Annotated in this window: 19 protein-coding genes; 12 read left to right on the plus strand and 7 right to left on the minus strand. The window is 58.9% G+C overall.

What is annotated here, in order from left to right; all coding sequences use genetic code 11:
* Positions 1-140 precede the first annotated feature (140 nt).
* On the minus strand, positions 141-983 hold the full coding sequence (pcaR, locus tag JFT63_RS05930) for a pca regulon transcriptional regulator PcaR (RefSeq protein ID WP_032877325.1): 843 nt from the start codon (positions 981-983) through the stop codon (positions 141-143).
* 568 nt (positions 984-1,551) lie between these two features.
* Between pcaR and JFT63_RS05935 the strand changes: the two genes are divergently transcribed.
* Both JFT63_RS05935 and JFT63_RS05940 read left to right on the plus strand, forming a co-directional pair.
* The gene (locus JFT63_RS05935; protein ID WP_057701255.1) at positions 1,552-1,752 is read left to right on the plus strand and encodes a hypothetical protein; all 201 of its coding nucleotides are present in this window, start codon (positions 1,552-1,554) and stop codon (positions 1,750-1,752) included.
* A 332-nt stretch (positions 1,753-2,084) separates the two neighbouring features.
* On the plus strand, positions 2,085-3,560 hold the full coding sequence (locus JFT63_RS05940) for an inorganic phosphate transporter (RefSeq protein WP_003189291.1): 1,476 nt from the start codon (positions 2,085-2,087) through the stop codon (positions 3,558-3,560).
* A gap of 740 nt (positions 3,561-4,300) precedes the next feature.
* Here the strand turns inward: JFT63_RS05940 and ccoM are convergent.
* Together ccoM and JFT63_RS05945 are read right to left on the minus strand one after the other, a co-directional pair.
* Positions 4,301-4,417 (minus strand): cytochrome c oxidase subunit CcoM, encoded by a 117-nt coding sequence (ccoM, locus tag JFT63_RS29945; RefSeq protein ID WP_019817835.1) that lies wholly within the window; start codon positions 4,415-4,417, stop codon positions 4,301-4,303.
* Between the two features lie 143 nt (positions 4,418-4,560).
* Positions 4,561-4,722 (minus strand): hypothetical protein, encoded by a 162-nt coding sequence (locus JFT63_RS05945; protein ID WP_003193515.1) that lies wholly within the window; start codon positions 4,720-4,722, stop codon positions 4,561-4,563.
* A 133-nt stretch (positions 4,723-4,855) separates the two neighbouring features.
* Between JFT63_RS05945 and JFT63_RS05950 the strand changes: the two genes are divergently transcribed.
* The 3 genes from JFT63_RS05950 (at position 4,856) to JFT63_RS05960 (ending at position 7,468) form a co-directional block, all read left to right on the plus strand.
* Positions 4,856-5,728, plus strand: coding sequence for a LysR substrate-binding domain-containing protein (locus JFT63_RS05950; RefSeq protein ID WP_057701256.1), 873 nt, complete (start codon positions 4,856-4,858; stop codon positions 5,726-5,728).
* Positions 5,729-5,819: 91 nt separating this feature from the next.
* Complete coding sequence (locus JFT63_RS05955) at positions 5,820-6,290, plus strand: RidA family protein (RefSeq protein WP_057701257.1); 471 nt, start codon at positions 5,820-5,822, stop codon at positions 6,288-6,290.
* On the plus strand, positions 6,287-7,468 hold the full coding sequence (locus JFT63_RS05960; protein ID WP_198843588.1) for an aminotransferase class V-fold PLP-dependent enzyme: 1,182 nt from the start codon (positions 6,287-6,289) through the stop codon (positions 7,466-7,468). Before JFT63_RS05955 ends, JFT63_RS05960 begins: the two co-directional genes overlap by 4 nt.
* Here JFT63_RS05960 and JFT63_RS05965 read toward each other — a convergent pair.
* Complete coding sequence (locus JFT63_RS05965; protein WP_198843589.1) at positions 7,465-7,806, minus strand: aspartate-semialdehyde dehydrogenase; 342 nt, start codon at positions 7,804-7,806, stop codon at positions 7,465-7,467. The two genes, JFT63_RS05960 and JFT63_RS05965, sit on opposite strands and share 4 nt — an antisense overlap.
* A gap of 219 nt (positions 7,807-8,025) precedes the next feature.
* Between JFT63_RS05965 and rapA the strand changes: the two genes are divergently transcribed.
* Positions 8,026-10,872 (plus strand): RNA polymerase-associated protein RapA, encoded by a 2,847-nt coding sequence (gene rapA, locus JFT63_RS05970; protein ID WP_057701259.1) that lies wholly within the window; start codon positions 8,026-8,028, stop codon positions 10,870-10,872.
* 712 nt (positions 10,873-11,584) lie between these two features.
* Here rapA and JFT63_RS05975 read toward each other — a convergent pair.
* Entirely contained in the window at positions 11,585-12,931 is a 1,347-nt protein-coding gene (locus JFT63_RS05975) for a spinster family MFS transporter (protein ID WP_198843590.1), read from the minus strand.
* Positions 12,932-13,183: 252 nt separating this feature from the next.
* On the opposite strand from JFT63_RS05975, the gene JFT63_RS05980 reads away from it, so the two are divergent.
* Entirely contained in the window at positions 13,184-13,552 is a 369-nt protein-coding gene (locus JFT63_RS05980; protein WP_186562768.1) for a YkgJ family cysteine cluster protein, read from the plus strand.
* Positions 13,553-13,690: 138 nt separating this feature from the next.
* Positions 13,691-15,955, plus strand: coding sequence for a putative bifunctional diguanylate cyclase/phosphodiesterase (locus JFT63_RS05985; RefSeq protein ID WP_057701263.1), 2,265 nt, complete (start codon positions 13,691-13,693; stop codon positions 15,953-15,955).
* Between the two features lie 63 nt (positions 15,956-16,018).
* Here JFT63_RS05985 and JFT63_RS05990 read toward each other — a convergent pair whose 3' ends face one another.
* Together JFT63_RS05990 and JFT63_RS05995 are read right to left on the minus strand one after the other, a co-directional pair.
* Positions 16,019-20,221 (minus strand): dermonecrotic toxin domain-containing protein, encoded by a 4,203-nt coding sequence (locus JFT63_RS05990; RefSeq protein WP_198843591.1) that lies wholly within the window; start codon positions 20,219-20,221, stop codon positions 16,019-16,021.
* Between the two features lie 251 nt (positions 20,222-20,472).
* Positions 20,473-20,784, minus strand: a complete 312-nt coding sequence (locus tag JFT63_RS05995) for a DUF2288 domain-containing protein (RefSeq protein WP_057701265.1) — start codon at positions 20,782-20,784, stop codon at positions 20,473-20,475.
* Between the two features lie 341 nt (positions 20,785-21,125).
* Here JFT63_RS05995 and JFT63_RS06000 point away from each other — a divergent pair, with 341 nt between their 5' ends.
* The 4 genes from JFT63_RS06000 to livG all read left to right on the plus strand — a co-directional run bounded on the left by JFT63_RS06000 (position 21,126) and on the right by livG (position 25,418).
* Positions 21,126-22,253 carry a branched-chain amino acid ABC transporter substrate-binding protein gene (locus JFT63_RS06000; protein WP_003193533.1) on the plus strand — a complete coding sequence of 376 codons (1,128 nt, stop codon included), beginning with the start codon at positions 21,126-21,128 and terminating at the stop codon, positions 22,251-22,253.
* 227 nt (positions 22,254-22,480) lie between these two features.
* The gene (livH, locus tag JFT63_RS06005) at positions 22,481-23,404 is read left to right on the plus strand and encodes a high-affinity branched-chain amino acid ABC transporter permease LivH (protein ID WP_003193535.1); all 924 of its coding nucleotides are present in this window, start codon (positions 22,481-22,483) and stop codon (positions 23,402-23,404) included.
* A complete protein-coding gene (locus JFT63_RS06010) occupies positions 23,401-24,654 on the plus strand; it encodes a high-affinity branched-chain amino acid ABC transporter permease LivM (RefSeq protein WP_057701266.1) in 1,254 nt (417 codons plus the stop codon). Before livH ends, JFT63_RS06010 begins: the two co-directional genes overlap by 4 nt.
* The gene (gene livG / locus JFT63_RS06015) at positions 24,651-25,418 is read left to right on the plus strand and encodes a high-affinity branched-chain amino acid ABC transporter ATP-binding protein LivG (RefSeq protein ID WP_057701267.1); all 768 of its coding nucleotides are present in this window, start codon (positions 24,651-24,653) and stop codon (positions 25,416-25,418) included. Before JFT63_RS06010 ends, livG begins: the two co-directional genes overlap by 4 nt.

Consider the following 25,418-nt stretch of genomic DNA (forward strand, 5'->3'; position numbering starts at 1 on the left):
TTATTCCACACCGATGGCGGGCCGATGACCTCAGGTCATCATTATTGTTAGGCGGCGCTTTGAAGCGCTGCCGCACATTAATAAGCCAGGGGAAACACCGTCAATCGAGCCGACCGGGATCTGTGCGGTCACCGAACAGCTTAGGCAAACAGTTGCGCGCTCAACTCACGGCTGGCGGTGAGCATACTCGGCAGGAAACGCTGTTCCAGCTCGCTGCGACTGACGCGCCCGGCATGGGTGCTGACGTTGAGTGCGGCCAATACCTGGCCGGACGCGTCATACACCGGCACCGCGATGGAACGCAGGCCCTGCTCCAGTTCCTGGTCGACAATGCACCAGCCTTGCTGACGCACCTGCTGCAGGCACTCAAACAAGGCTTGGGGGGTGGTGAGCGTGCGGCTGGTCTTGGTTTGCAGGTCGGCGTGGTCGAGGTAATCCTGCAGCGAGGCGTCATCCAGGGCCGCGAGGAGGATGCGCCCCATGGATGTGCAATAGGCCGGAAGCCGCCCGCCGACCGAAAGGTCCACGGAGATCAGGCGCTGGGTGGTGGCCGAACGCGCGATGTAGAGAATATCGTCGCCTTCAAGGGTAGCCATATTGCAGGCTTCATGGAGCTGCTCGCTCATGCGGTCCAAATAAGGTTGAGCCGACACGGCCAGCGGTGTGGAGGACAAATAGGCATGACCGAGCGTCAGCACTTTAGGCAATAGTGAATAGGTGCGCCCATCCGTGGTGGCGTAGCCCAGTTTGATCAAGGTATGCAGGCAACGGCGCACGGCGGCGCGGGGGATTTCCGTGCGGTGGCTGATCTGGGCGATGGTCAGGTGACGCTTGCGCTCCTGGAACGCCTGCACCACGGCCAGGCCACGGGCCAGAGACGTCATGAAGTCCGGGTCACCGGTGAACGCCTGGATGCGCTTGGCCGGTGAAGCCACGATCGGTGGCGCCACTGATGCAAAGGAGTTGCGCAATTGATCGTTCATTTCCAGGGTCCTGTCTCTTGTTCTTACCACGGGAGGGTTGGCCGCTATTACAAGCCGGGCCGGTCGCAATGCACAAGCCAGAGGTGGCAACATTGGGCGATTATCGGACGATCATGCGATTATCGCAATTTGTCAGGCCAGCGCAGCCGCCGCTGCGGCGAAGTTTCAGATTTGCCTGATGAGCCGGGGAAGTGTGGGCGGTTACCCTTTTATTTAGAACAGGTGGCGACAGTATGATGACGCTGTTCACAAATAATGATGTCCCCCATAACAGCCTCCCATTACAACGTTGACGCTTTTTAACTTTATGATGATAGTGTTATTCAAATGCGCCGCTATAATGCAACCTGTGCAGAGGTCGGCCCGGTTTCACTGTCGGGATGGGAGCTCACCAGGCCTTGCAGGATCAATTCCGCGCGCCGGCCACAAGTAGCCGCTTAAAAGAACTGCCCTCAGGCCCGCTTTTCAACTTGAACGGTTTTTGACTGTTTTATTTGGAATCGTGCGAGGACGACTGTTGAAGCGTGACACTGCGCAATCAATAAACTTCACATCATTAGGTAATACTGTGACGAAAGATGAACTGCGCGCCGAACTTGAGCGCCAGGAGCAACGTTACAAGGACGTCTACGGCGGGGAAATCACCACCTACGCCGCGCAACCTGAGCCGGAACGCAAGCCATGGCGCAAACGCGCCAGCCTGCTGGATCAGGCCTTTGCCCAGGAAATCCAAAAGATCGAACAGGAACTCAAAACCGAAGAGCCATAAGGGCTTCGGTTCGAGTAGGCAGAGCCCTGCTGTCTCTGCCGGTCCACACCGGCAGGGATCACCTCCCGTCAGCGTCCGCCGGTCAGTCGCCTACAGCCACGCACGAAATTTCATACAAATGTTTCAGGGGTGACGTTTTCATGACAAACGCCGGCCTTTTGCGGCCTGCGCTTTATAAATCAAAGACTTGCCAAAGCCCCGAAAACCCTGGGATGCGTCCGCTTTGCCTGCGCCTGTGCGACGAAGTTTGTTACCGATGAGCAGCTAATGCATCGATTACCGATGTTTTCTGGCATAATCGCGCCCCCTTACGACCGGGTCAGAAAACCTTCATGATCGATTTATTCAGCGGACTGGATGCTTGGGTTCTAGTGAGCCTGCTGCTCGCCCTGGCCTTTGTCCTCGCCTTCGAGTTCATCAATGGCTTTCATGACACCGCTAACGCGGTGGCCACAGTCATCTATACCAAAGCCATGCCGCCACACCTGGCCGTGTTCTTCTCCGGGGTCTTCAATTTCCTCGGCGTGTTGCTCGGTGGTGTCGGTGTCGCCTACGCCATCGTGCATTTGCTGCCGGTGGAGTTGCTGATCAATGTGAACACCGGCCATGGCTTGGCGATGGTCTTCTCATTATTGGCGGCGGCGATCACCTGGAACCTGGGCACCTGGTACTTCGGTATCCCTGCTTCCAGCTCCCACACCCTGATCGGCTCGATCCTCGGTGTCGGCCTGGCCAACGCCCTGATCAACGACATCCCCCTGGCTGACGGTGTGAACTGGCAGAAGGCCGTGGATATTGGTGCGTCCCTGGTGTTCTCGCCGATGGCCGGCTTCCTGGTCGCAGCCCTGGTGCTGATCGGCCTGAAGTGGTGGCGCCCGCTGTCGAAGATGCACAAAACCCCGGACCAGCGCCGCAAGCTCGACGACAAAAAGCACCCGCCGTTCTGGAACCGTCTGGTCCTGGTGATCTCGGCCATGGCCGTGAGCTTCGTGCACGGCTCCAACGATGGCCAGAAAGGCATCGGCCTGATCATGCTGGTGCTGATCGGTATCGTGCCGGCGCAGTTCGTATTGGACCTGGGCAGCACCACTTACCAGATCGAACGCACCCGCGACGCAACCCTGCACCTGAACCAGTTCTACCAGCGCAACCACGAGACCCTCGGCGAGTTCCTGGCCCTGGGCAAAAGCGTGAAGGATGACCTGCCGGGCAAGTTCCGCTGCAACCCGCAGCAGACCGAACCGACGATCAACGCGCTGTTGGGCACCCTCAAGGGTGTCTCGGACTACCACTCGCTGACCGCCGACCATCGCATCGAAGTGCGTCGCTACCTGCTCTGCCTGGACGACACCGCGAAAAAAGTCGGCAAGCTGCCTGGCCTGGATTCGCGTGAGAAATCCGACCTCGACAAGCTGCGCAAAGACCTGACCGCCACCACCGAGTACGCCCCGTTCTGGGTGATCCTCGCGGTTGCACTGGCTTTGGGCCTGGGCACCATGGTGGGCTGGAAGCGCGTGGTACTGACCATTGGCGAGAAGATCGGCAAGCAGGGCATGACCTATGCCCAGGGCATGTCGGCACAGATCACCACCGCCACCATGATCGGCTTCGCCAATATCTTCGCCCTGCCGGTGTCCACCACCCACGTGCTGTCTTCCGGTGTGGCGGGGACCATGGTTGCCAACAAGAGCGGCCTGCAAGGTGGCACCGTCAAGACCATCCTGATGGCCTGGGTATTGACCCTGCCTGCAACCGTCGGCCTGTCGGCCGGGTTGTTCTGGTTGGCGTCCAAGGCATTGGGCAACTGATAGCCAGCCGGCAATAAAAAAGGTGCGATCCGCGAGGGTCGCACCTTTTTTTATGTTCCAAGCGCACCGTAGTCCACCTGTGGCAAGGCATCTCGCCCCCGTGGCGACCGGACAGCCGACACATATCTACCTGACGCCCTGCGATCAAACTGTGGGAGCTGGCTTGCCTGCGATGGCGGCCTGCCAGCCGACGCCTATCTACCTGACACCCCGCAATCAAACTGTGGGAGCGGGCTTGCTCGCGAAGGCGGCCTGGCAGTCAACACAGTTGGACCAGGTACATATCCGTTATTTAGGTAACGGCCACTTAGGGTTCCGCTCTGACAGCGGGTCACTTTGGAAAAGAGCCCCAAAGTAACCAAAGGGCTCTTGCCCCACCACTCGGCACCTCGCTTGGGCTCGGTGTGCCCGTAATCCGCCAGTGATTTGGGGGGCCGCCGCCACGCGCCATCCATGGCGCGGGGCGGCTAAACCGGCATCCCTGCCGGTTTACCCCCCAAATCCCTGTCGAATTCCGGCCAGCGTGGTTTAACGGGGCGCCTAAGATCAAAAGCAGATCAAGATCAAGAGCGGCTCGCTTCGCATCGTGGTTACCGTCGGCGGGTACAACCTACAAAATTGCGTAGATACCTATAAACCAGCTCCCACATTTTTTATCTTCAGCCATCAATTAACAGCCAAAAAAAAGGGCGACCGAAGTCGCCCAAAATGCCTTGCGTGCTCATGTAACCCGGAAAAACTTAAGGTTTTTTACGCTTGTTCGCGTCTTTCCAGATAAAAAATCCAAACCCTACAAAAAACAACACCATCAGGCTGACAGTCAGCACTCCGGCAAAAACCACATTATCGAAAAACATGACCGGCCTCCTGCACGTGCCCTGTTGCGATAGGGCTAAGTTAATGGAGAAGGCGCGGTGGGAAATTGACCAGGATCAATGTCGCCCACAACGGGGCGTAAAGAAGGGGAATAACTGACCTGCATCAACGGATGCAGGGTGTTTCAACGCTTTTTCGGTTTGTTCTTGGGCTTTTTCTTGGGTTTGCCCAGGGGCATGGCTTGTTCAAAGGCTTGGCGCACTTCATTCAAGCGCTTGTCATTGAGGTCGTGCACACGCTTGGCGCGTTCGGCATTCAGGTCGATCAGTTTGTCGTCATCACTCATGGCTTGGCTTACGTCGTGGCGGTAATGCCTCAATAATGCGGCCTGCCTCGCCCGACGGCAATTAAGCGGGCGACAAAATGCAGGCCATCGACCAGAATCGGCACTTTCTACCCTGCCCAGGAGGCGCATCCAGGTGGCCTTGCACAACGACCTTCCGCCACTGTTGGCCCTGCGCGCCTTCGAAGCAGTGGCGCGGCACTTGAGTTTTATCAAGGCGGCCAACGAGTTGTCGGTGACCCAAAGTGCGCTGAGCCACCAGGTGCATAAGCTCGAACACCACTTGGGCAAACCGCTGTTTATCCGGCGAACCCGTGCGATTGACCTGACGTTGGCCGGGCAAGCGTACTACGAGCAGATCCGCCCTGCCCTGGACGCTATCGCCGCTGCAACGCGCAACCAACGGGGTGCGCCCAGCGCCAATGTGTTGCGTATCGGCTTGCTGGCGTCCTTCGCCACGCTGTGGCTGGCGCCGCGCCTGGCCGAGTTTCTACAGCGCTACCCGCATATCCAGGTGGAGTTGCTGCCCGCGATTCAACTGGCCAATGTCGCGACGGCCGAAGTCGACCTGGCCATCCGTTACGGCAAGGGCGATTGGCCCGACGTGCAAGCCACGCGCCTGATGGCCGAAACCTTGTCACCGGTGTGCAGCCCGGCGTTCAAGGCCAGCCAGGTGACGAGTGGCCCCTTGCTGATGGCGACCTCGCACCGTCCTTTCGAGTGGACGGATTGGTCCGCCCATTACCAGGTCAACCTCGACCGCCACCCCAGGGTGATGCTGCATGACTACAACATCGTGGTCGAAGCCACCGTGGCCGGCCAGGGTATCGCCATGGGCCGCCATCGCCTGATCGAACGCAGGCTCCAGGACGGCAGCCTGGTGCAGGCCTTTGACTGGCCGCCCTATCACAGCGAAATCGGCTATTGGCTGATCGCCCCCCAGGGGCCGCTCAGTGAGGCGGCTGAATGCTTCAGCCAGTGGTTGAAGCAGGCGTGTGTCGACCCGTGAGTTTTTTCGATACGTCGATTGAGATCTATCCGTTTGTCGCCCGTCGCAACCCCCCACATGCTGGAATCTTCTGACACCAGAGGATTTCACCATGACCGACTCCATCCGCCAGCGCGTAAACGCCCTCGGCCTGACACTGCCCACGCCCAGCCAACCCGCCGCCAACTACATCAATCATGTGGTCAGCCAACACCAGCTGTTCATCTCGGGGCAAATTCCCATGCTCGATGGCAAACCCGCCTACATCGGCCGACTGGGCGACTCCGTCAGCGATGAAGAAGGCGCCCAGGCGGCGGAACTGGCGGCGCTGGGCCTGCTGGGGCAATTGAGCGATGCGCTGGGCGATGACCTGTCGCGGGTGGTGCGCATTCTGCGTCTGGGCGTGTTCATCGCCAGCAGCGCCGACTTCCAGCGCCAGAGCCTGGTCGCCAATGGTGCCTCGAACCTGCTGGTCAACGCCCTCGGCGACAAAGGCCGACATGTGCGAACTGCTGTAGGCGTCAGCAGCTTGCCGGCTGGCGTCGCCGTGGAGGTGGATGCCATTTTCGAGCTGCTGCCATGAGCCCGCTGGACGTCCAACAACTGCGAGAGGCCACGCCCGGTTGCCAGTCGGGCATTGTGCACTTCAACCACGCCGGGGCGTCCTTGCCCAGCCAGGCGACGCTCGACGCCATCATCGAACAGTTGCAACACGAAGCCCGCAACGGCCCGATGGAAGCCGGTGAACAGGGCGCCGTGCTGGTGGAAAACGCCCGCCGCGCCGCCGGGCAGCTGCTCAACGCACCGCCCTCCTCGATTGCCTTCGCCAGCAGCGGCTCAACAGCCTGGAGCATGGCGTTCCAGGCGCTGGGACCTTGGCGGCCGGGCGAGCGCATTTTGGTGGGGCGCCACGAATGGGGCGGCAACCTGGCGAGCATGGAGTTGGCCGTGCAGGCGGGCGCGCGCGTGGAAGTCATCCCCTGTGATGCCACCGGTGCGGTTTGCCCGGTAGCACTGGAAGCGATGCTGGATGCCAAGGTAAAGCTGATCGACCTTGCCTGGCTGCCGGCCAACGGCGGCCTGATCAACCCGGCCCAGGCCATTGGCGAAGTGGCTCGTCGCCACGCCATCCCCTATTTTATTGACGCAGGCCAGGCCGTCGGCCAGGTACCGGTGGATGTGCAAGCGTTGCAGTGCGACGTGCTCAAATCCGCCGGCCGCAAACACCTGCGCGGCCCGCGCGGTACGGCACTGCTGTATGTCAGGCCGGATTTTCTTGCGCACCTGAACCCGGCCCAGCGCGACGTGTTTTCAGCACCCTGGACCGCCGACGGTTTCGACCTGCGCAACGATGCCCGGCGCTTCGAAACCAGCGAAGCGTCCTTCGCCCTGCTGGCAGGCCTGGGCAATGCATTGCAAGAGATCAATCGACTGGGGATCGAGCGGGTGTGGGAAAGAGTCTCGCAGACCAGCACACGAATCCGCGCAGCGCTGGGTCAGATCCCGGGAATTAGCCTGCATGACCTGGGCAGTACACATTCAGGCTTGATCGCATTCAACCTGGCCGGCTGGGATAGCTTTGAACTCAAGCGGCGCCTGGGGTTAAAGGGCATCAACATCGGCGCCAACGGCGTGGCCTATACACCGCTGGATATGCAAGCACGCGGGTTGAGCAGTATTGCGCGAATATCCGTCAGCCCGCTCAACACCGATGACGATGTCGAAGTGCTGATGAAGGCCTTGGGTGAATTGAACGATTAAACCTCGATGTCCACCCACAAGCCCTGGCGCGGCGCGTCTTCGATCAGCGGCGCCACGGGCACCGTGTTGTCAGCGTTGAGCAAGTCGCCGGGGATAGGCAAGTGCTGCTGCGCATCCTCGTCGGCTTCGCGCCGACGCTTTTGCTGTTCCTGCTGACGACGCTGCTCTTCGCGCAACAGAAAGGTCGATTGCTCGGCATCGCCTTTTTTCAGGTCGATCGTGCTCTCGTTGGAGCCCGGTTGAACGGGCACCACCGGCGGAATATCCGGCTTCTGACGTGCCGGATCGAGTTGCGACGTAACCGGCACAACACTGACGGGCAGCATGGGTGGCAGCATGATAGTTATTCTCCTGATCAACAGGCTGTCGGCGCATTGCCGGACGACTTGAGCACCGGCGTGCCAAGCTGTGACTCAGTCGACACTCGCAAGTGCCCGCCACCCGTCGATTCGGCACTCTGCCCGCCGGCCAAACGGAGTAGTTTTTGTCAGAGTCCTTGGGCGTAAGGGCTTGTTCCGTTAAGATAGTCGGCTTTTTCACGGCGGGAGTCAGGCAGCATGGCGCAGCAGTATCAACCGGGGCAACGCTGGATTAGTGACAGCGAAGCAGAGCTGGGGTTAGGCACCGTTCTGGCACAGGACGGGCGCTTGTTGACCGTGCTCTATCCGGCCACTGGCGACACCCGCCAGTATGCGCTACGGAATGCGCCCCTCACTCGCGTGAGGTTTTCGCCGGGTGACACCATCACCCATTTCGAAGGCTGGAAAATGACCGTACAGGAAGTCGACGACGTCGACGGCCTGCTGGTCTACCACGGCCTCAATGGGCAAAACGAGCAGGTCACCCTGCCGGAAACCCAACTGTCCAACTTCATCCAGTTCCGCCTGGCCAGTGACCGTCTGTTCGCCGGGCAGATTGACCCGCTGGCGTGGTTCTCGCTGCGCTACCACACACTGGAACACACCAGCCGCCAGTTGCAGTCCTCGCTGTGGGGCCTGGGTGGCGTACGTGCTCAACCTATTGCTCACCAACTGCACATCGCCCGTGAAGTCGCTGACCGTATCGCGCCACGGGTCTTGCTGGCGGACGAAGTGGGTTTGGGCAAAACCATCGAAGCCGGCCTGGTGATCCACCGTCAACTGCTCTCGGGCCGCGCCAGCCGTGTGCTGATCCTGGTCCCGGAAAACCTGCAGCACCAATGGCTGGTGGAAATGCGCCGCCGCTTCAACCTGCAGGTGGCGCTGTTCGACGAAGAACGCTTTATCGAAAGCGATGCCACCAACCCGTTCGAAGACACCCAGCTTGCGCTCGTTGCGCTGGAATGGCTGGTGGACGACGAGAAGGCCCAGGACGCGCTGTTCGCCGCCGGCTGGGACTTGCTGGTGGTCGACGAAGCGCACCACCTGGTGTGGCATGAAGACAAGGCCAGCGCCGAGTACGCGCTGGTCGAACAACTGGCTGAAGTGATTCCCGGCGTGCTGCTGCTCACCGCCACCCCGGAACAACTGGGCCAGGACAGCCACTTTGCGCGTCTGCGCCTGCTGGACCCGAACCGCTTCCACGACCTGCAGGCCTTCCGCGCCGAGAGCGAAAACTATCGCCCGGTGGCCGAAGCCGTGCAGGAGCTGCTGGACAAGGGCCGCCTGTCGCCGACCGCGCACAAGACTATTCAAGGCTTCCTCGGTGACGAAGGTGAAGCCCTGCTCACCGCCGTCAACGATGGCGACACCGAAGCCAGCGCCCGCCTGGTCCGTGAACTGCTGGACCGCCACGGCACCGGCCGCGTGCTGTTTCGCAACACCCGAGCCGCGGTGCAAGGCTTCCCCGAGCGCAAGCTGCACGCCTACCCGCTGCCGAACCCGGACGAATACCTCGAACTGCCCCTGGGCGAACACGCCGAGCTGTACCCGGAAGTCAGCTTCCAGGCGCAACCGGACATCGAGGAAGAGAACCGCTGGTGGCGCTTCGACCCACGGGTCGAGTGGCTGATCGACCAGCTGAAAATGCTCAAGCGCACCAAGGTCCTGGTGATCTGCGCCCACGCCGAAACCGCCATGGACCTGGAAGACGCGCTGCGCGTGCGCTCCGGCATCCCGGCCACGGTGTTCCACGAGGGCATGAATATTCTGGAGCGTGATCGCGCGGCGGCTTATTTTGCCGATGAAGAGTTCGGTGCCCAGGTGCTGATCTGCTCGGAAATCGGCAGTGAAGGTCGCAACTTCCAGTTCTCCCACCACCTGGTGCTGTTCGACCTGCCGTCGCACCCCGACCTGCTGGAACAACGCATCGGGCGTCTGGACCGGATCGGCCAGAAACACGTGATCGAATTGCACGTACCCTACCTGGAAACCAGCCCGCAAGAGCGCCTGTTCCAGTGGTACCACGAAGCGCTCAACGCCTTCCTCAACACCTGCCCGACCGGCAACGCCTTGCAGCATCAGTTCGGCCCGCGCCTGCTGCCATTGCTGGAAGCTGCCGACGACGGCGAGTGGCAAGCCCTGATCGACGAAGCCCGTGCCGAGCGCGAGCGCCTGGAGCAGGAGCTGCACACCGGTCGCGACCGCTTGCTCGAACTCAATTCCGGCGGCGCCGGTGAAGGCGATGCGCTGGTCGAGGACATCCTTGAGCAAGACGACCAGTTCGCCCTGCCGATCTACATGGAAACCCTGTTCGACGCGTTCGGCATCGACAGCGAAGACCATTCGGAAAACGCGCTGATCTTGAAGCCCAGCGAAAAAATGCTCGACGCCAGCTTCCCCCTGGGCGACGACGAAGGCGTGACCATCACCTACGACCGTAACCAGGCGCTGTCGCGTGAAGACATGCAATTCATCACCTGGGAACACCCAATGGTGCAAGGCGGCATGGACCTGGTGCTGTCCGGTTCCATGGGCAACACCGCCGTGGCGCTGATCAAGAACAAGGCGCTCAAGCCGGGCACCGTGTTGCTGGAACTGCTGTACGTCAGCGAAGTGGTCGCCCCGCGCTCGCTGCAACTGGGCCGATACCTGCCACCGGCCGCCTTGCGCTGCCTGCTGGATGCCAACGGCAATGACCTGTCGGGCCGCGTGTCGTTCGTAACCTTGAATGACCAGCTGGAAAGCGTGCCACGGGCCAGCGCGAACAAATTCGTACAGGCGCAGCGCGACCAACTCACCCCGCGCATCAATGCCGGTGAAGAGAAGATCGCCCCGCGTCACGCCGAGCGTGTAGCCGAAGCCAAGCGTCGCCTGGCCGCGGATACCGACGAAGAACTGGCGCGCCTGACCGCGTTGCAAGCGGTCAACCCGACCGTACGTGACAGCGAGCTGGTTGCCTTGCGCAATCAACGCGAGCAAGGCCTGGCCATGCTCGACAAGGCAGCGCTGCGACTGGAAGCGATCCGGGTGTTGGTGGCGGGCTGATAATCCGCTGCCAATTAGGAGGCCCGCTTAGTGCGGGCCTTTTTGTTGGGCTTGAGGCCCTCATCGGGGGCAAGCCCCCTCCCACACTGACCGAGTAGAGTTCAAACAACTCGGTCAAATGTGGGAGGGGACTGGCCCCCGATAGGCATGGGTATCTACACAACTTTTGTAGCCACTGCCAACCGTAACCACGATGCGAAGCGAGCAGCTCTTGATCTGCTTTTGATCTTGATCTTAGGCGCCCCGTCAAACCACGCTGGCCGGAATTCGACAGGGATTTGGGGGGTAAACCGGCAGGGATGCCGGTTTAGCCGCCCCGCGCCATGGATGGCGCGTGGTGGCGGCCCCCCAAATCACTGGCGGATTACGGGCACACCGAGCCTAAGCGAGGTGCCGAGTGGTGGGGCAAGAGCCCTTTTGGTTACTTTTGGGGCTCTTTTCCAAAAGTGACCCGCCGTAAGGGCGGAACCCATAGCAGCCGTTACCCAAACAACGGATATGTACTCGATCTGATCCAACATCCTGACCGGCTGCCAGGCCGCCATCGGGGGCAAGCCCCCTCCCACAGTTGGATTGTGGGGTGCCAGGTAGATAGGCGTCAGCTGAAAGTCTGCCATCGCAGGCAAGCCAGCTCCCACAATTGACCACACAAGGTTCAGTCAACTCGGTCAAAGGTGGGAGCTGGCTTGCCTGCGATAGGGTCACCTCGGTCTCATGCCGTTACCGCAGAAGCCGGCACCTCAACCCCACTCAACCCATCCTTCATGCGCTTGGCGTCACGCACAAAACTGCGCGAGGCCTGGAAAAGAAACAGCATGGTCAAAAACAGCGCCACCGGAATCAGGTACATGGCGTCATGCAACCCCACAGCTTTATAAGCCTCGGTCATTTGCTCTGCCCCGGCCGCATACATCGCCGAGTGGGCAAAGTGATCGGACAGCGCCCCAACCACCACCGGCCCCATGCCACCGCCGAGCAAATACAGGCCTGCAAAAAACAGCGCCATGGCCGTGGCGCGCAGGCGCGGTTCGACCACGTCCTGGATCGCCGTATAAACGCAGGTGTAGAAGTTGTAGGCAAACAACCAGCCCACGCTGAACAGCGCGACAAACACCCCAATCTCAATGCGCCCGGCATGTAATGCCCAGGCCGTGGTGACCGTGGAAATAATCAAGCTGAACGCGGCAAACAACAGTCGGCCATTGGCGACGCGTTGATGGATCTTGTCGGCCACCCAGCCGCCCAGGGTCAAGCCCACCAGGCCAGTCAAGCCGACGATCACACCGGTGGCAACGGCCGCGTCCTGCAACGGCAGGAGGAAATAGCGTTGCAGCATTGGCACCAGGAACGAGTTGCACGCATAAGTGGCAAAGTTAAAGCACAACCCGGCCAGCACCAGCCACAGGAAGGTCGGCACCGCCAGTACGCGGCGGATCGGGCGATCGACACGCTCTTGGGACACTTGCACGGTTTCTGCCGCACCGCGTTTGGGCTCTTTGATATAGAACATGAACACCGCCAGGATCATTCCGGGCACGGCGGCGATAAAGAAGGGCGCACGCCAACTGTCGAACGCTTTGACCATCGCGCCGATGGTGAAAAACGCCAGCAACAGCCCCAACGGCAGGCCAAGCATGAAAATCCCCATGGCCCGCGCACGGCGGTGGGCGGGGAACAGGTCGCCGATCAGTGAATTGGCCGCTGGCGCATAGCTGGCTTCTCCGATGCCAATACCCATGCGCACCAGCAGGAAGGTCCAGAAACTGCCGACCATGCCATTGACCGCCGTCAGCCCGCTCCAGGCGAACAGGCCCCAACCCATCAATTTGCTGCGCGAGCCGGTGTCGGCCAGTCGCCCGAGCGGCAGCCCGGCAATGGCGTAGACGATGGTGAAGGCGGTGCCGATGATACCGAGCTGAAAGTCGCTCAGGTGCCACTCCATGCGGATCGGCTCGATGATGATCGCGGGGATGGTGCGATCGAAGAAATTGAACAGGTTGGCCAGGAACAGCAGGAACAGAATGCGCCAGGCATTCGCCGCTTGGGTCGAGTTCTGCATGGGTCCGTCTCTTTTATTGTTATGAGCGCTGCGATGCCCGATGCATCCTGCCCGGTACCTGCAACATAGTCAGGTAAGGCGGGGTTGTCTGTAATGATTCGTAAAGCTGATAGGGCATGATTTCACCCGGCAACACGGGGATTTGTCCCACGAAAATATAAGTTCGCGCCCCCCTTCCCAACGGCCATGGCACGGATAGAATGGCGAGCCTTCCTGTAACACCCCCAACCTACTTTCTTATTGATGACGCCCATGTCCGAAGCCAGTCCGTGTCTGAATTGCGGTGCCTGCTGTTCACACTTTCGCGTGTCTTTCTTTTGGGGTGAGTGCGCCTCATCGGGGGGCACGGTGCCCGATGATCTGGTGGTACAGATCAACCCCACACGGGTGGCAATGATCGGAACCGACCAAAAGCCTGCACGTTGCTGCAGCCTTGAGGGCGAAGTGGGCAAAAGCACCAGTTGCTCGATTTACGAACAACGCTCCAGCCCCTGCCGCGAGTTCGACGCCTCGTGGAGCCAAGGCGTGCAGAACGTTGATTGCGATGCTGCCCGTGCTGCCTTCGGCCTGGCCCCGTTGCAAGCGCCTCCTTTTGAAATGGACCTGCCCATCAGCGCTTAGCACCAAACGCTATGCACAACATGACAAATTAATTGAGATCAAAATGCCATTATCCATGGCAAATCCCATGAGGCTTCTATACTCAACGGGGTAGGTCATCGCCTCTGGCAGTGACGTGGCTCTATGACGGGATACGCTATGGAATGGCTGGGCCAGCACTTTTTCACCGACCTTCCAGACAGCGGGCATTTATTGCTCAATTGCAGTCATAACCCCTTTCTGGTGCTGCTCGCGTACCTGGTTGCCTGCGCGGCGGGTTTCGGCACGCTGGACATGGCCGAACGCGTCGGCCATGTAGAAGACCCCACCGCCCGCCGCCATTGGCGCTGGCTGGGAGCGGGCTGCCTGGCAGGCGGGATCTGGTCGACCCACTTCATCAGTATGCTGGCCTTCCAGGCCCCGATCGCCATTCATTACGAATTGCTCACCACGTTCGCCTCGCTGCTGATCGCCCTGGTCGCCTCGCTGTTCGCCATGAAAACCCTCAGTCATGCCCATCTGCGTTTACACCAATACCTGCTGGCGTCGGTATGGATGGGCCTGGGCATCGCGCTGATGCATTACGTGGGCATGGCGGCGATGCGCTCCCAGGCCCAGGTGTACGTTGAATCGCAGTTGTTCATGGCCTCCGTGGCGATTGCCATCGGTGCCAGCCTGGCGGCGTTGCTGCTGTCCAGTTACCTGCGCAACGGTGCCGGAGTGTTTCACCAACTGCTCAAATACGCGGCCAGCCTGGTGCTGGGCGCCGGGATCCTGAGTATGCATTTTACCGGCATGGCGGCCATGCAAATGCTGGTGCCCAGCGGCGCGGACCTGTCGTTGCCCGTGGACAACAACCCGATTCAACTGGGCCTGTCGGTGGCGGTAATTACTCTGCTGGTGATCGGCAGCGGTGTCAGCGCAGCCCTGGCCGACAAAAAACTGCAGCACAAGGAGCGTGACCTGCGCCGAGTCAACGCGCTGCTCAGCGAACTCGACCAGGCCCGCGCCTCACTGCAACAAGTGGCCCATTTTGACGCGTTGACCAACTTGCTCAACCGCCGTGGCTTCAATCAGATCTTCGCGGAGAAAGTCGCAGAAAAAACCCGAAGCCAAGGCATGATGGCGGTGATTTTTCTCGACATCGACCACTTCAAGCGCATCAATGACAGCCTCGGGCACGACGCTGGCGATCAGTTGCTCACGGTGCTGGCCGGGCATATCAAGGGCTCGATACGCAGCCGTGAGGATGTGGTCGCACGGTTTGGCGGCGATGAGTTCTGCATTCTGATCAATATCCATCACCGTGACGAAGCGCGGCACATGGCCCAGCGCATCATGCAGAAAATGAAAGAACCCATCGAGCTGGCCGGCCGCCGCATGGTGATGACCACCAGCATCGGTATCAGCCTGTTCCCCGACGATGGCCAAACCTGCGAAGAACTGCTGAAGACTGCCGACCTGGCGCTGTACCAATCCAAGGACACCGGGCGCAACACCTTGAACTTCTTCAGCTCCAACCTCAAAACCCGCGCCTCCCTGGAACTGCAACTGGAAGAGGAGCTGCGTGCCGCATTGCGCGCGCGCGCCCAACTGGTGTTGTTTTATCAACCGATCTTCGACATGAAACTGGGCAAGGTCACGCGCCTGGAAGCGCTGGTGCGCTGGCAACATCCTCAGCACGGGTTGCTGGCCCCGGACCGGTTTATCGGCATCGCCGAAAACAATGGGCTGATCGCCGAGCTGGATCACTGGGTATTGCGCCAGGCCTGTCACGACCTGAGCCTGTTGTCTGACCGGGGCTACACCGAGCTGACCATGGCCGTGAACTGCTCGGCCCTGAACCTGGCGCGAGACGAGTTGGCCGATGAAATTGAAGACGCCCTGCGCTTTGCCGGCGTGGCGGCCAACCGCCTGGAACTGGAAGTCACCGAAAATGCGTTGATGGGCAATATCAGCAGCACCCTGGCGCTGTTGCGGCAAATTCGCGCCCTGGGGGTGTCCCTGGCGATCGATGACTTTGGCACCGGCTACTCATCCCTGGCCTACCTCAAGCGCCTGCCGCTCAACACCTTGAAGATCGATCGCTCGTTTATCCAGGACATTCCCAAATCCACCGCAGACAGCGAAATCGTCCAGGCGGTCATCGGCATGGCCCATACCCTGCATCTGCAGGTAGTCACCGAAGGCGTGGAAACCCAGGCGCAGTTTGAGCTATTGCTCAAGCACGACTGTGACTTCATTCAGGGTTACCTGCTCAGCCCGGCGGTGCCGTTCAACGACATTATCGGCGTGATGCAAGGCATCGCGATGCGCAACCCGCTGTACCCCTTCAGCGTGGAAGGCACTAAAGACGCCACTGCACCCAAAGACCCTGGCGCAGGCCGCATTGGCCCGGCGGCCATCGTCAGACCAATTCGTTGACACCGAACAGGATTAAAACTGACCGTCCCAGGCTCAAGTCGCGGTAAAGCTGCGAGCGCTCATTCAGGAGGCAAAGGCATCCAACTTTATGATGAACAGTTGAGGTGGCTGTACCCCATGCCGATTGTGCTGAACCCCTCCTACCAGGTTAATTAGTTTGTTCTCACCCAGCGCCGATTCGACGAGTGCTCTACTGTTCCTGAAACTGAAAAAATCTCGAGGCACGGCGAAGCCCTCCACCCTTGCGGTGATGAATGGCTCCGTCACGTCCACTGGGTGCAGGCAATACAGCATATCGTCCCCGACCCGCCTGAACAAAAGCGCAGTACCGTCTGATGTCGACTCCAGGAACTCAGCACGCGTGACCCTGCGCATGACCTCGACCATAAGCGCCCGAAGTGTGACCGGTCCCTGGCGAGTGACGGCTTGATGGTAATGCGGATGAAAACTGTCGGGCTCGAAATCCAAGCGACGCCAGACGGTTGGTTGAGTGCCCCGATGAGCTCGACCGATATGTAATCTGCGATTCGCACCTCTCGTACGGCGAGTCAACTCAAGTAATGACAGAGGATCAGCCACGTGCGTTTGGCCCGTGCGCCATACACGTAGCATGTCCACAAATTTGAAATCTTTCTGATATCGATTGAACACCGCCCTGGCAACCTGGGTTCGGCTGGAGGGTGTCATTTCTGGAAACGCATCTTCAACGTAAGCAGCAATTTTCTTTTCAAAAGGCCTTCGCTCCAGGACCTCCCAGGCCGCCGTAGCGCGGTTATAGGTTGCAATCATGGGCTGTTCACTGGGGTTGTTTCGCAACATCAACTCGAAACTGTCAAAATCGCCATAAGAGACGTTCGAGTTTCGAATAGCTACTGTGGTGTCGTACCAGCGCACATCAAAGGTGGTCCGGTAAAAACGATCATTTAACTTAATGAAAGTACCTTCAACCAGAGACCAACCAGCCTCTGCCGTGAAAACGGGTTTGTACTCAAACACACCGTAGGTATGCTGCACTTTGTTCAACAATCCGGCTTGAATTTGCTGGCCCCAGGATTTCCAATGATTGGTCACAATGACACTCGGACGCGCCGCAGGCAGGGCCACAGGAACCGCGTACGCACTTGGTTCGATACCTTGAAGCCGTAGCCTGACCTGATCAAGGGTCGTGGCCGGATTGAGGTACTGACGAAACTCACGGGGAATATCCCGCAGACCTATGGCCTGCGACTCCAGTGAATTACGCCCCAAATGCCTGACGAACCGAAGTTCCATAGCCCTTTCACGACCTACAGGGAACTCAAATGAATCAAGCACCCTTGCAGCTTGCAGCGTATCCAAGTCGGGGTAGAACCTGGTCAGGTCATCGCATGCCATTCGCGAGTGATAGCCCCCTCGCAAGCCATAGTGGGGCGAGCGGATGACCCATTCATTCAAGGCGTTCTGAGAGATTGGCGGTTGGTGATATGCGTGCTCTCCCGTTTGACGAGGCTTTTTCAGGCGCCAGGTGCCGGTCCCCGAAGTCTCGTCATAGGCCACCTTGTACCACTGGTCTTTCTCCTTGAGAAAATGCTGTCCTGGTGTCGAGCCTTTTCCGGCACGGGTGTAGATCCCCTGGCTTTCCCACCCAGATAACGGCGTCACATCTTTGGGCGCTGCCCTGAGGGCCATACTGCGAGGCAATCCATTCACCCTGGACGGCGTGAAACGGACCGGAGCCACGCCCACGGCACCGTCGACCAGCGCCCCAACCAAGTGAGTGAAGGCTTTTACAAATTCATGGGTCGCCCCTATCGAATCATCATTTTGCAGGGCGTCCAGCGCAGCACTCAACGCCATTGCGCTGCGCACCAGGCCAATGACAAAGGTCACCTTGACGGGAAAAACGGCCAGCGCCACTTCCACCAGCCCCTCAACGACGGTCCAGGCACTGCGCACATTTGACTCATGTGTACTGGTAGTCCTGCGGTCGGCGCGGACAATGGCGGCACGTGTCTCCCAGTCGTAGGTTCGCTCTAGAAAATTCCCCCTGATGGGTGACAGGGAAACCTCTTCGCGAAAGATCCCTCTTTTGAAGGTGCTACGCATTCGCGGCAAGGTGCCGCCATCCATTCGCTCATACAGATAGTCATGCCAGGCAGTGTTATTCACGAATTGTTCGAGCAGTTGAGTCATGCCGGTATATTCACGAAACACCCGCCCATCCTTGGCCCTGGGGGTATAAAGCACCACGACGTTGATCTTGGGGCTAGACGATATGAAAGCCAGGACGCCCAGCACATGGATATCACGCACATAGAGTGCCGCAACCGTCACTTTATGGCCTTCAAACGTTGCTCTTTGAGCGGTTTCCGTGGGGTGGTCGAGCACGTTTTCGACAAGGTGATAACCGCGATCCTGTGGATCCGGTAAATAATCCCTGGATATCTTGGCCTCGATGGCGTCGACCCTGAGTTGCTTGAGCATCACATTAACGAAGTCCTGCTTGAGATTTTTCGCTTCGGCAGACGTTTGCAAATGCCGTTTGAGAAAGTCGATGTAGGAACCACCAATATCCGTGTCACGCACCAGGTCCTTGACCTGCTGTGTGGTCAATTGCGTGAAGGGTTTGCCATGCAGACTCAGTCGGGACTTGGCGACAAACACTTCATCCAGATAGTCGACGTTTTCCAGGGCCAGCTCGGCCAGGCTCTTGGTTTCAATCGAGTAATGGGACTGGCCGACCTGCGGATTAGGCCTGGCGCCCGGAAAGTAGATGCCGGGAGCCGGATTGGGCCGACGTATCGTCACCTTGATATCGGAAGGAGACTCGTCGATGCCATATTCGTCCTCCAGGGCTTGGGCCAGTCGTTCGTCGCTGTAGGCCAGCAGCGCATCATGGTCACCGAACTGTGAGATCGAAGGCAGGCCATCTCCTGCCTGCGCATTTTGCAGTTCACTCAAGTACTCCCGCACTGCCGTAGCCCAAGCCTGTTTATCGGGCTCCGATGCTGCACTCAAAAACTGCTCAAGCTCGGCCTTTGAACGCTTGGTTTCGCGTGCCAGCATCACCCCACGAACGCCGAATAACCGCTCCATGTCGGTGGTGAGGTTAAGGCTGGCGGGCAGTTGGCTGATGTCTGCGTGTATGCCTCGTTGCTGGTAATGCGCCACCATAAACTTGAAATCGTGAATCAGCTTTTCATATTGGGAGCTCACACTGACGCTGACGATTGGCCCCAAGACCTCTTTGTAGTCAAAGCAACCAGTGACCTGCGCCTTGTCACGAATATCGGTTGCAGACTCAACATCTTTGTCCGCCAACAGCTCGAAGAGACTATCGAATTCGTTATCCGTGTTCAGCCGACGATGCAGTTCCTTATCCAGAGACTCCAAGGAGGGGAATGCTTCCAGGCCACGATTGGGAGTAAACAGAATGACGAAACCAACATCGGCATCGACTGCGATGGGCCGAACCTTAGGCGCGGCGTCAGGCGGGCTTGCCTCGGAGACGGAGTAGGACTGATCGCGAACCGTGAGCACCAACGCACCGTGCAGAGACAAGTCAGGTGCAGCGCCCTCGCCCTTGAGCACCACAGTATAAGCGGCAGGCCGACGAGGTCGGGAGTGCCGCGCCTTGGCATCCGGATATGCGATGAACTCTTCAATCAGCAACACGCCATTGGAGTTCAAAGTACCGTCAGCCCGGAGCAATATAGCCTCCAACCTCAACTGGTCACTGCGCGATGCAATGACCAATTGTTTAACGGAGCGGGGGTCAGTGGCACTGACAGCCTCATTCCAGAACGCATCCAGGCGAGTCTTGTAAGCGCTATCGAGCGAGCCCGCGAGATCATCGAGAAAAACGCTGAAGGCCGTCGGGGTGAGTGAGGACGGCAAATCCTCGTCGTCCTGTGCATCTCGGCCGAGCGTGAAGCGCGTCTGAGGACTGGCAAAAAGTGCTGACTGCTGGCCGACGATTCGCTTGATCCCGGCATCCATCAAACTGGGAAGTAACCCGGTGGCGTTGTTGGAAGGCTGCGCAACCGGTAAGTCGGTCGAGTCGTTGCTGATGAAAATTCGAGAGGCTTCCAGCGACCCGGCACTTGAGGTAAACGTAGCGTTCAATCGCTCATTTACAAACGCTGAAAATGTCGGTCGCCGCCTGAGAATCTGCAACCTTTTACCGACAGCCTCCAATTGCTCCCGGTAATGGGTCTTGTAGTCATTATCTTGCAAAGCCGCAAGCGTCGCGGAGGGTGTGGAAGACAATCGTGGAGCCAGTTGCATAGTCGTGCCCTGTTTGATCACTGAAGATTTCAGGGCCTAGAATCACGATGTTTCGACTTTTGCGTGCATCACATACTTACTGCCGGGTCGATGTTGGACTTAGTAACAATTAAACCTACCCGCGAGAAGTCATATAACTGTTCCCGTGACGTTAACGTCACCCATGCGTGTGACGTTTCTCCACGGCAAAGAGCCATCACGCTACTCCGCTACACACTTCGCTTCGTTTCAATGACGCACCATTATGGAGCTCATTCTGTGGCTGACGCCCTTTCCTGGATCAGAATCCAGGGCGAAACCACCACTGCCCACAAGCTCGGATCACGCTCAACCAGGTCCAGCGCCCGCGTCGCAGACACTTCGCCCAGGCTCCCGGAAGCCAGCCAGGCAGCGACTTTGTCACGGTTGTCTTCGGCCATTGCCTCGGCCGCTTCGATCAAATCCAGGGCAACGTCGACCCACAATAGGGCGCCCTTGGCAAAGAACGGCTCAAGCTCCTTCCAGGAAATTTCAGCGGTTTCACCGAGCAGCTTGGCATAGAGGGTGCTAGGTTCTTGCGACATGGGAGTTCACCTGAGTAAAAAATCGGCGCAATCATAGCCTTCTGACTCAGGCAGAAAAACCCAGTAGCAAATGAGGTAGCGATTGAAAGGGCCAGAAAAGCCAGGGAATGCCTAGAAGGCTGCGGTAAGCCCGCCGCAATTCTGTCTTTTTCTTTCATTTAAGCGACACGCCAGGGTTTTGCCCCCCGTTGCCAGCTTTTCAAGCGATCAACCGGCGCTCTACACTGTACCGGTACAGTTGCCAGGGCAATGCCGGGGGGATATCCGCGATATCTGATCCGGTTCTGCAGCTCACAAGGCCGCTAGAACTATAAAAAATACAACAGTAAGAGTGGAGCACTATGAATAAGGCTACTAAGCAGATTTCCAAACTGTTTGCCGCTATGGTCCTGGCTGGGGTTGCCGGCCATTCGTTCGCAGCCGACACCATCAAGATCGGCATCGCCGGTCCCAAGACCGGTCCGGTAACGCAATACGGCGACATGCAATTCATGGGTGCCAAGCAAGCCATCAAGGACATCAACGCCAAGGGCGGCGTCGATGGCAAAATGCTTGAAGCCAAGGAATACGACGACGCTTGCGATCCCAAACAAGCCGTTGCCGTCGCCAACAAAGTGGTCAACGACGGCGTCAAGTTCGTAGTCGGTCACCTCTGCTCCAGCTCCACTCAGCCAGCGTCGGATATCTATGAAGACGAAGGCGTCATCATGATTACCCCAGCCGCCACCAGCCCTGAAATCACCTCCCGTGGCTACAAGCTGATCTTCCGCACCATTGGTCTGGACAGCGCACAAGGCCCGGCAGCCGGCAACTACATCGCCGACCACGTGAAACCGAAAATCGTTGCCGTCCTGCACGACAAGCAGCAATACGGTGAAGGTATCGCCAGCGCCGTGAAGAAGACCCTTGAAGAAAAAGGCACCAAGGTTGCCGTCTTCGAAGGCCTGAACGCCGGTGACAAAGACTTCTCCTCGATCATCCAGAAGCTCAAGCAAGCCAACGTCGACTTCGTCTACTACGGCGGCTACCACCCTGAGCTGGGCCTGATCCTGCGCCAAGCCAAGGAAAAAGGCCTGAACGCCAAGTTCATGGGCCCAGAGGGCGTGGGTAACGACTCCATCTCGCAAATCGCCCAGGGCGCTTCCGAAGGTCTGCTGGTGACCCTGCCGAAATCCTTCGACACCGACCCTGCCAACAAAGCCATCGTTGAAGAGTTCGCCAAGAACAAACAGGACCCAACCGGTCCGTTCGTGTTCCCGGCGTACTCGGCGGTTGAAGTCATCGCCGGCGGTATCGCTGCCGCGAAGAGCGAAGACACCGCCAAAGTGGCCGAGGCCATCCACGCCGGTACCTTCAAGACCCCTACCGGCGATCTGAGCTTCGACGCCAAGGGCGACCTGAAGGACTTCAAGTTCGTGGTCTACGAATGGCACTTCGGTAAACCAAAAACCGAAGTTTCCCCTCAGTAAGCCAGGCGTTACTGGTCAACAAGCCCACTGTGCAAGCAGTGGGCTTTGTTTTACGAGGTTTATGGGCCATGTCACCCGCGATCCGGGCGCTGGCTCACCTGAAAATCTTAAAACCGTCACCAGCGGTTCGCTGGCAAACGCTTCGTGCAACCTGGTCACAGAACAGGGCACCGAGCCGGAAATGACTCCACCAGTGAAATGCGTATCGGGTTTTTAGGAGCGCTGTAATGCCTGAGATCTATCATTTTTTCCAACAGCTGGTTAATGGCCTGACCATTGGCAGCACCTATGCCTTGATAGCCATTGGCTACACAATGGTTTACGGCATCATTGGAATGATCAACTTCGCCCATGGCGAGGTGTACATGATTGGTTCCTACGTGGCCTTCATCGCCCTTGCCGGGCTGGCCATGATGGGGATCCACTCCCTGCCGCTGTTGATGACCGCTGCGTTCCTGGCATCGATCATCGTGACCAGCGCCTATGGTTACAGTATCGAGCGGGTTGCCTACCGTCCCTTGCGTGGCAGCAACCGTTTGATCCCGCTGATTTCCGCGATCGGCATGTCGATTTTCCTGCAGAACACCGTACTGCTGTCTCAGGACTCCAAGGACAAGTCCATTCCCAACCTGATCCCGGGGAGCATCTCCTTCGGCCCAGGTGGCGCACAAGAAGTGCTGATTTCGTACATGCAGATTCTGGTTTTCGTGGTCACCCTGGTGGCCATGCTGGGCCTGACGCTGTTCATTTCCCGCTCCCGTCTGGGGCGCGCCTGCCGGGCCTGCGCCGAAGACATCAAGATGGCCAACCTGCTGGGCATCAACACCAATAACATCATCGCCCTGACCTTCGTCATTGGTGCTGCGCTGGCGGCCGTGGCGGCCGTGTTGCTGAGCATGCAATACGGCGTGATCAACCCCAACGCCGGTTTCCTGGTGGGCCTCAAGGCCTTTACCGCAGCGGTATTGGGCGGCATCGGCAGTATTCCGGGCGCCATGCTCGGCGGGCTGGTGCTGGGTGTGGCCGAAGCCTTTGGCGCCGATATCTTCGGTGACCAGTACAAGGACGTCGTCGCGTTCGGCCTGTTGGTTCTGGTGTTGTTGTTCCGTCCGACCGGCATCCTGGGCCGTCCGGAGGTTGAGAAAGTATGAGCAGATATCTTAAATCGGCGTTTTTCAGCGCCTTGCTGGTGTGGGCCGTGGCCTTCCCGGTACTCGGCCTCAAGCTGAGCATTGTCGGCATCAATCTGGAAGTGCATGGCACTGGACCGCTCACGCTGAGCGTGATTGCCGTGTGCTCGGTGCTGATGTTTTTGCGGGTGCTGTTGACCCACCAGCTGGGTGCGTTGTTCAAGCGCAGTCGTGGTCCGTTGGTTCCGCCCAAGGTAAGCGAATTCCTGACTCTTCCGCGCACGCAGCGCTACATCATCATCGCCCTAGTCGCCGCCGCCCTCGTATGGCCGTTTTTTGGCTCCCGAGGCGCGGTGGATATCGGCATCTTGATCCTGATTTATGTGATGCTTGGCTTGGGGTTGAACATCGTAGTAGGGCTTGCGGGTTTGCTCGACCTGGGTTACGTAGGTTTTTACGCTGTTGGTGCTTACACCTATGCACTGCTATCGCACTACCTCGGCTGGGGCTTCTGGATCTGCCTCCCAATCGCGGGAATGATGGCCGCAACCTTCGGTTTCCTCCTGGGTTTTCCCGTGTTGCGCCTGCGCGGCGACTACCTGGCAATCGTAACGCTGGGCTTCGGTGAAATAATTCGTCTATTTCTTCGCAACCTGACAGACCTCACCGGAGGTCCAAACGGCATAAGCAACATTCCCAAGCCAACGTTTTTCGGTCTTCCACTCGATAAAACCGCGCCTGATGGCGGGCAGACGTTCCATGAGTACTTCGGGTTGGTTTACAGCGGATCTGACAAGATAGTTTTTCTCTATCTGATTGCGCTGTTGCTGGTGCTGGCGACGTTGTTCGTGATCAATCGCTTGCTGCGCATGCCGATCGGTCGAGCCTGGGAAGCACTTCGTGAAGATGAAATCGCCTGTCGGGCGTTGGGTATGAACCCGACAGTCATCAAACTCTCGGCATTCACCCTCGGGGCGACCTTTGCCGGTTTTGCCGGCAGCTTCTTCGCTGCACGTCAGGGACTGGTTACACCAGAGTCGTTTACCTTCCTTGAGTCGGCGATCATTCTGGCAATTGTCGTGTTGGGCGGGATGGGTTCACAACTGGGCGTCATTCTGGCAGCCGTGGTAATGACACTACTCCCCGAACTGATGCGCGACTTTAGTGAGTACCGCATGTTGATGTTCGGCGCCCTCATGGTGCTGATGATGATCTGGCGCCCTCAAGGCCTGCTGCCCATGCAACGTCCACACATGGAGCTGCGCAAATGAGCCGCGAGATCCTGAAAGTCGAAAACCTGAGCATGCGCTTCGGTGGTTTGCTGGCGGTCAATGGCGTGGCCCTGTCCGTCAAAGAGAAACAAGTGGTAGCGCTGATCGGCCCCAACGGCGCCGGCAAGACCACGGTGTTCAACTGCCTCACCGGCTTCTACAAGCCGAGCGGCGGCAGCATCCTGCTGGACGGCCAGCCGATCCAGGGCCTGGCCGGTCACGAGATCGCTCGCAAGGGCGTGGTGCGTACCTTCCAGAACGTGCGGTTGTTCAAGGACATGACGGCGGTCGAGAACCTGCTGATCGCCCAGCACCGTCACTTGAACACCAACTTCTTTGCGGGCCTGTTCAAGACCCCGGCGTTCCGCAAGAGCGAGCGCGAGGCCATGGAGTACGCGGCGTACTGGCTGGACAAGGTCAACCTGACCGAGTTTGCCAACCGCCCGGCAGGCACCCTCGCCTACGGCCAGCAGCGTCGCCTGGAAATCGCCCGTTGCATGATGACCCGCCCGCGGATTCTGATGCTCGACGAACCCGCCGCCGGCCTGAACCCCAAGGAAACCGAAGACCTCAAGGCGCTGATCAGCGTGCTGCGCGAGGAAAACAACGCCACGGTGCTGTTGATCGAACACGACATGAAACTGGTCATGAGCATTTCCGACCATATCGTGGTGATCAACCAGGGCACGCCGCTGGCCGACGGGACGCCGGAGCAGATCCGCGACAATCCTGAAGTGATCAAAGCCTACTTGGGGGAAGCGTAA

Origin of the sequence: Pseudomonas sp. MF7453 (assembly GCF_016405455.1) — a bacterium.
Taxonomy (GTDB): Bacteria; Pseudomonadota; Gammaproteobacteria; order Pseudomonadales; family Pseudomonadaceae; genus Aquipseudomonas; species Aquipseudomonas paralactis.

Bases quoted from the DNA above. Each gene is read 5' to 3' on its own strand.
- pcaR (WP_032877325.1), bottom strand. From the start codon at position 983: ATGAACGATCAATTGCGCAACTCCTTTGCATCAGTGGCGCCACCGATC.
- JFT63_RS05940 (WP_003189291.1), top strand. From the start codon at position 2,085: ATGATCGATTTATTCAGCGGACTGGATGCTTGGGTTCTAGTGAGCCTG.
- ccoM (WP_019817835.1), bottom strand. From the start codon at position 4,417: ATGTTTTTCGATAATGTGGTTTTTGCCGGAGTGCTGACTGTCAGCCTG.
- JFT63_RS05945 (WP_003193515.1), bottom strand. From the start codon at position 4,722: ATGAGTGATGACGACAAACTGATCGACCTGAATGCCGAACGCGCCAAG.
- JFT63_RS05955 (WP_057701257.1), top strand. From the start codon at position 5,820: ATGACCGACTCCATCCGCCAGCGCGTAAACGCCCTCGGCCTGACACTG.
- JFT63_RS05960 (WP_198843588.1), top strand. From the start codon at position 6,287: ATGAGCCCGCTGGACGTCCAACAACTGCGAGAGGCCACGCCCGGTTGC.
- JFT63_RS05965 (WP_198843589.1), bottom strand. From the start codon at position 7,806: ATGCTGCCACCCATGCTGCCCGTCAGTGTTGTGCCGGTTACGTCGCAA.
- rapA (WP_057701259.1), top strand. From the start codon at position 8,026: ATGGCGCAGCAGTATCAACCGGGGCAACGCTGGATTAGTGACAGCGAA.
- JFT63_RS05975 (WP_198843590.1), bottom strand. From the start codon at position 12,931: ATGCAGAACTCGACCCAAGCGGCGAATGCCTGGCGCATTCTGTTCCTG.
- JFT63_RS05980 (WP_186562768.1), top strand. From the start codon at position 13,184: ATGTCCGAAGCCAGTCCGTGTCTGAATTGCGGTGCCTGCTGTTCACAC.
- JFT63_RS05985 (WP_057701263.1), top strand. From the start codon at position 13,691: ATGGAATGGCTGGGCCAGCACTTTTTCACCGACCTTCCAGACAGCGGG.
- JFT63_RS05990 (WP_198843591.1), bottom strand. From the start codon at position 20,221: ATGCAACTGGCTCCACGATTGTCTTCCACACCCTCCGCGACGCTTGCG.
- JFT63_RS05995 (WP_057701265.1), bottom strand. From the start codon at position 20,784: ATGTCGCAAGAACCTAGCACCCTCTATGCCAAGCTGCTCGGTGAAACC.
- JFT63_RS06000 (WP_003193533.1), top strand. From the start codon at position 21,126: ATGAATAAGGCTACTAAGCAGATTTCCAAACTGTTTGCCGCTATGGTC.
- livH (WP_003193535.1), top strand. From the start codon at position 22,481: ATGCCTGAGATCTATCATTTTTTCCAACAGCTGGTTAATGGCCTGACC.
- JFT63_RS06010 (WP_057701266.1), top strand. From the start codon at position 23,401: ATGAGCAGATATCTTAAATCGGCGTTTTTCAGCGCCTTGCTGGTGTGG.
- livG (WP_057701267.1), top strand. From the start codon at position 24,651: ATGAGCCGCGAGATCCTGAAAGTCGAAAACCTGAGCATGCGCTTCGGT.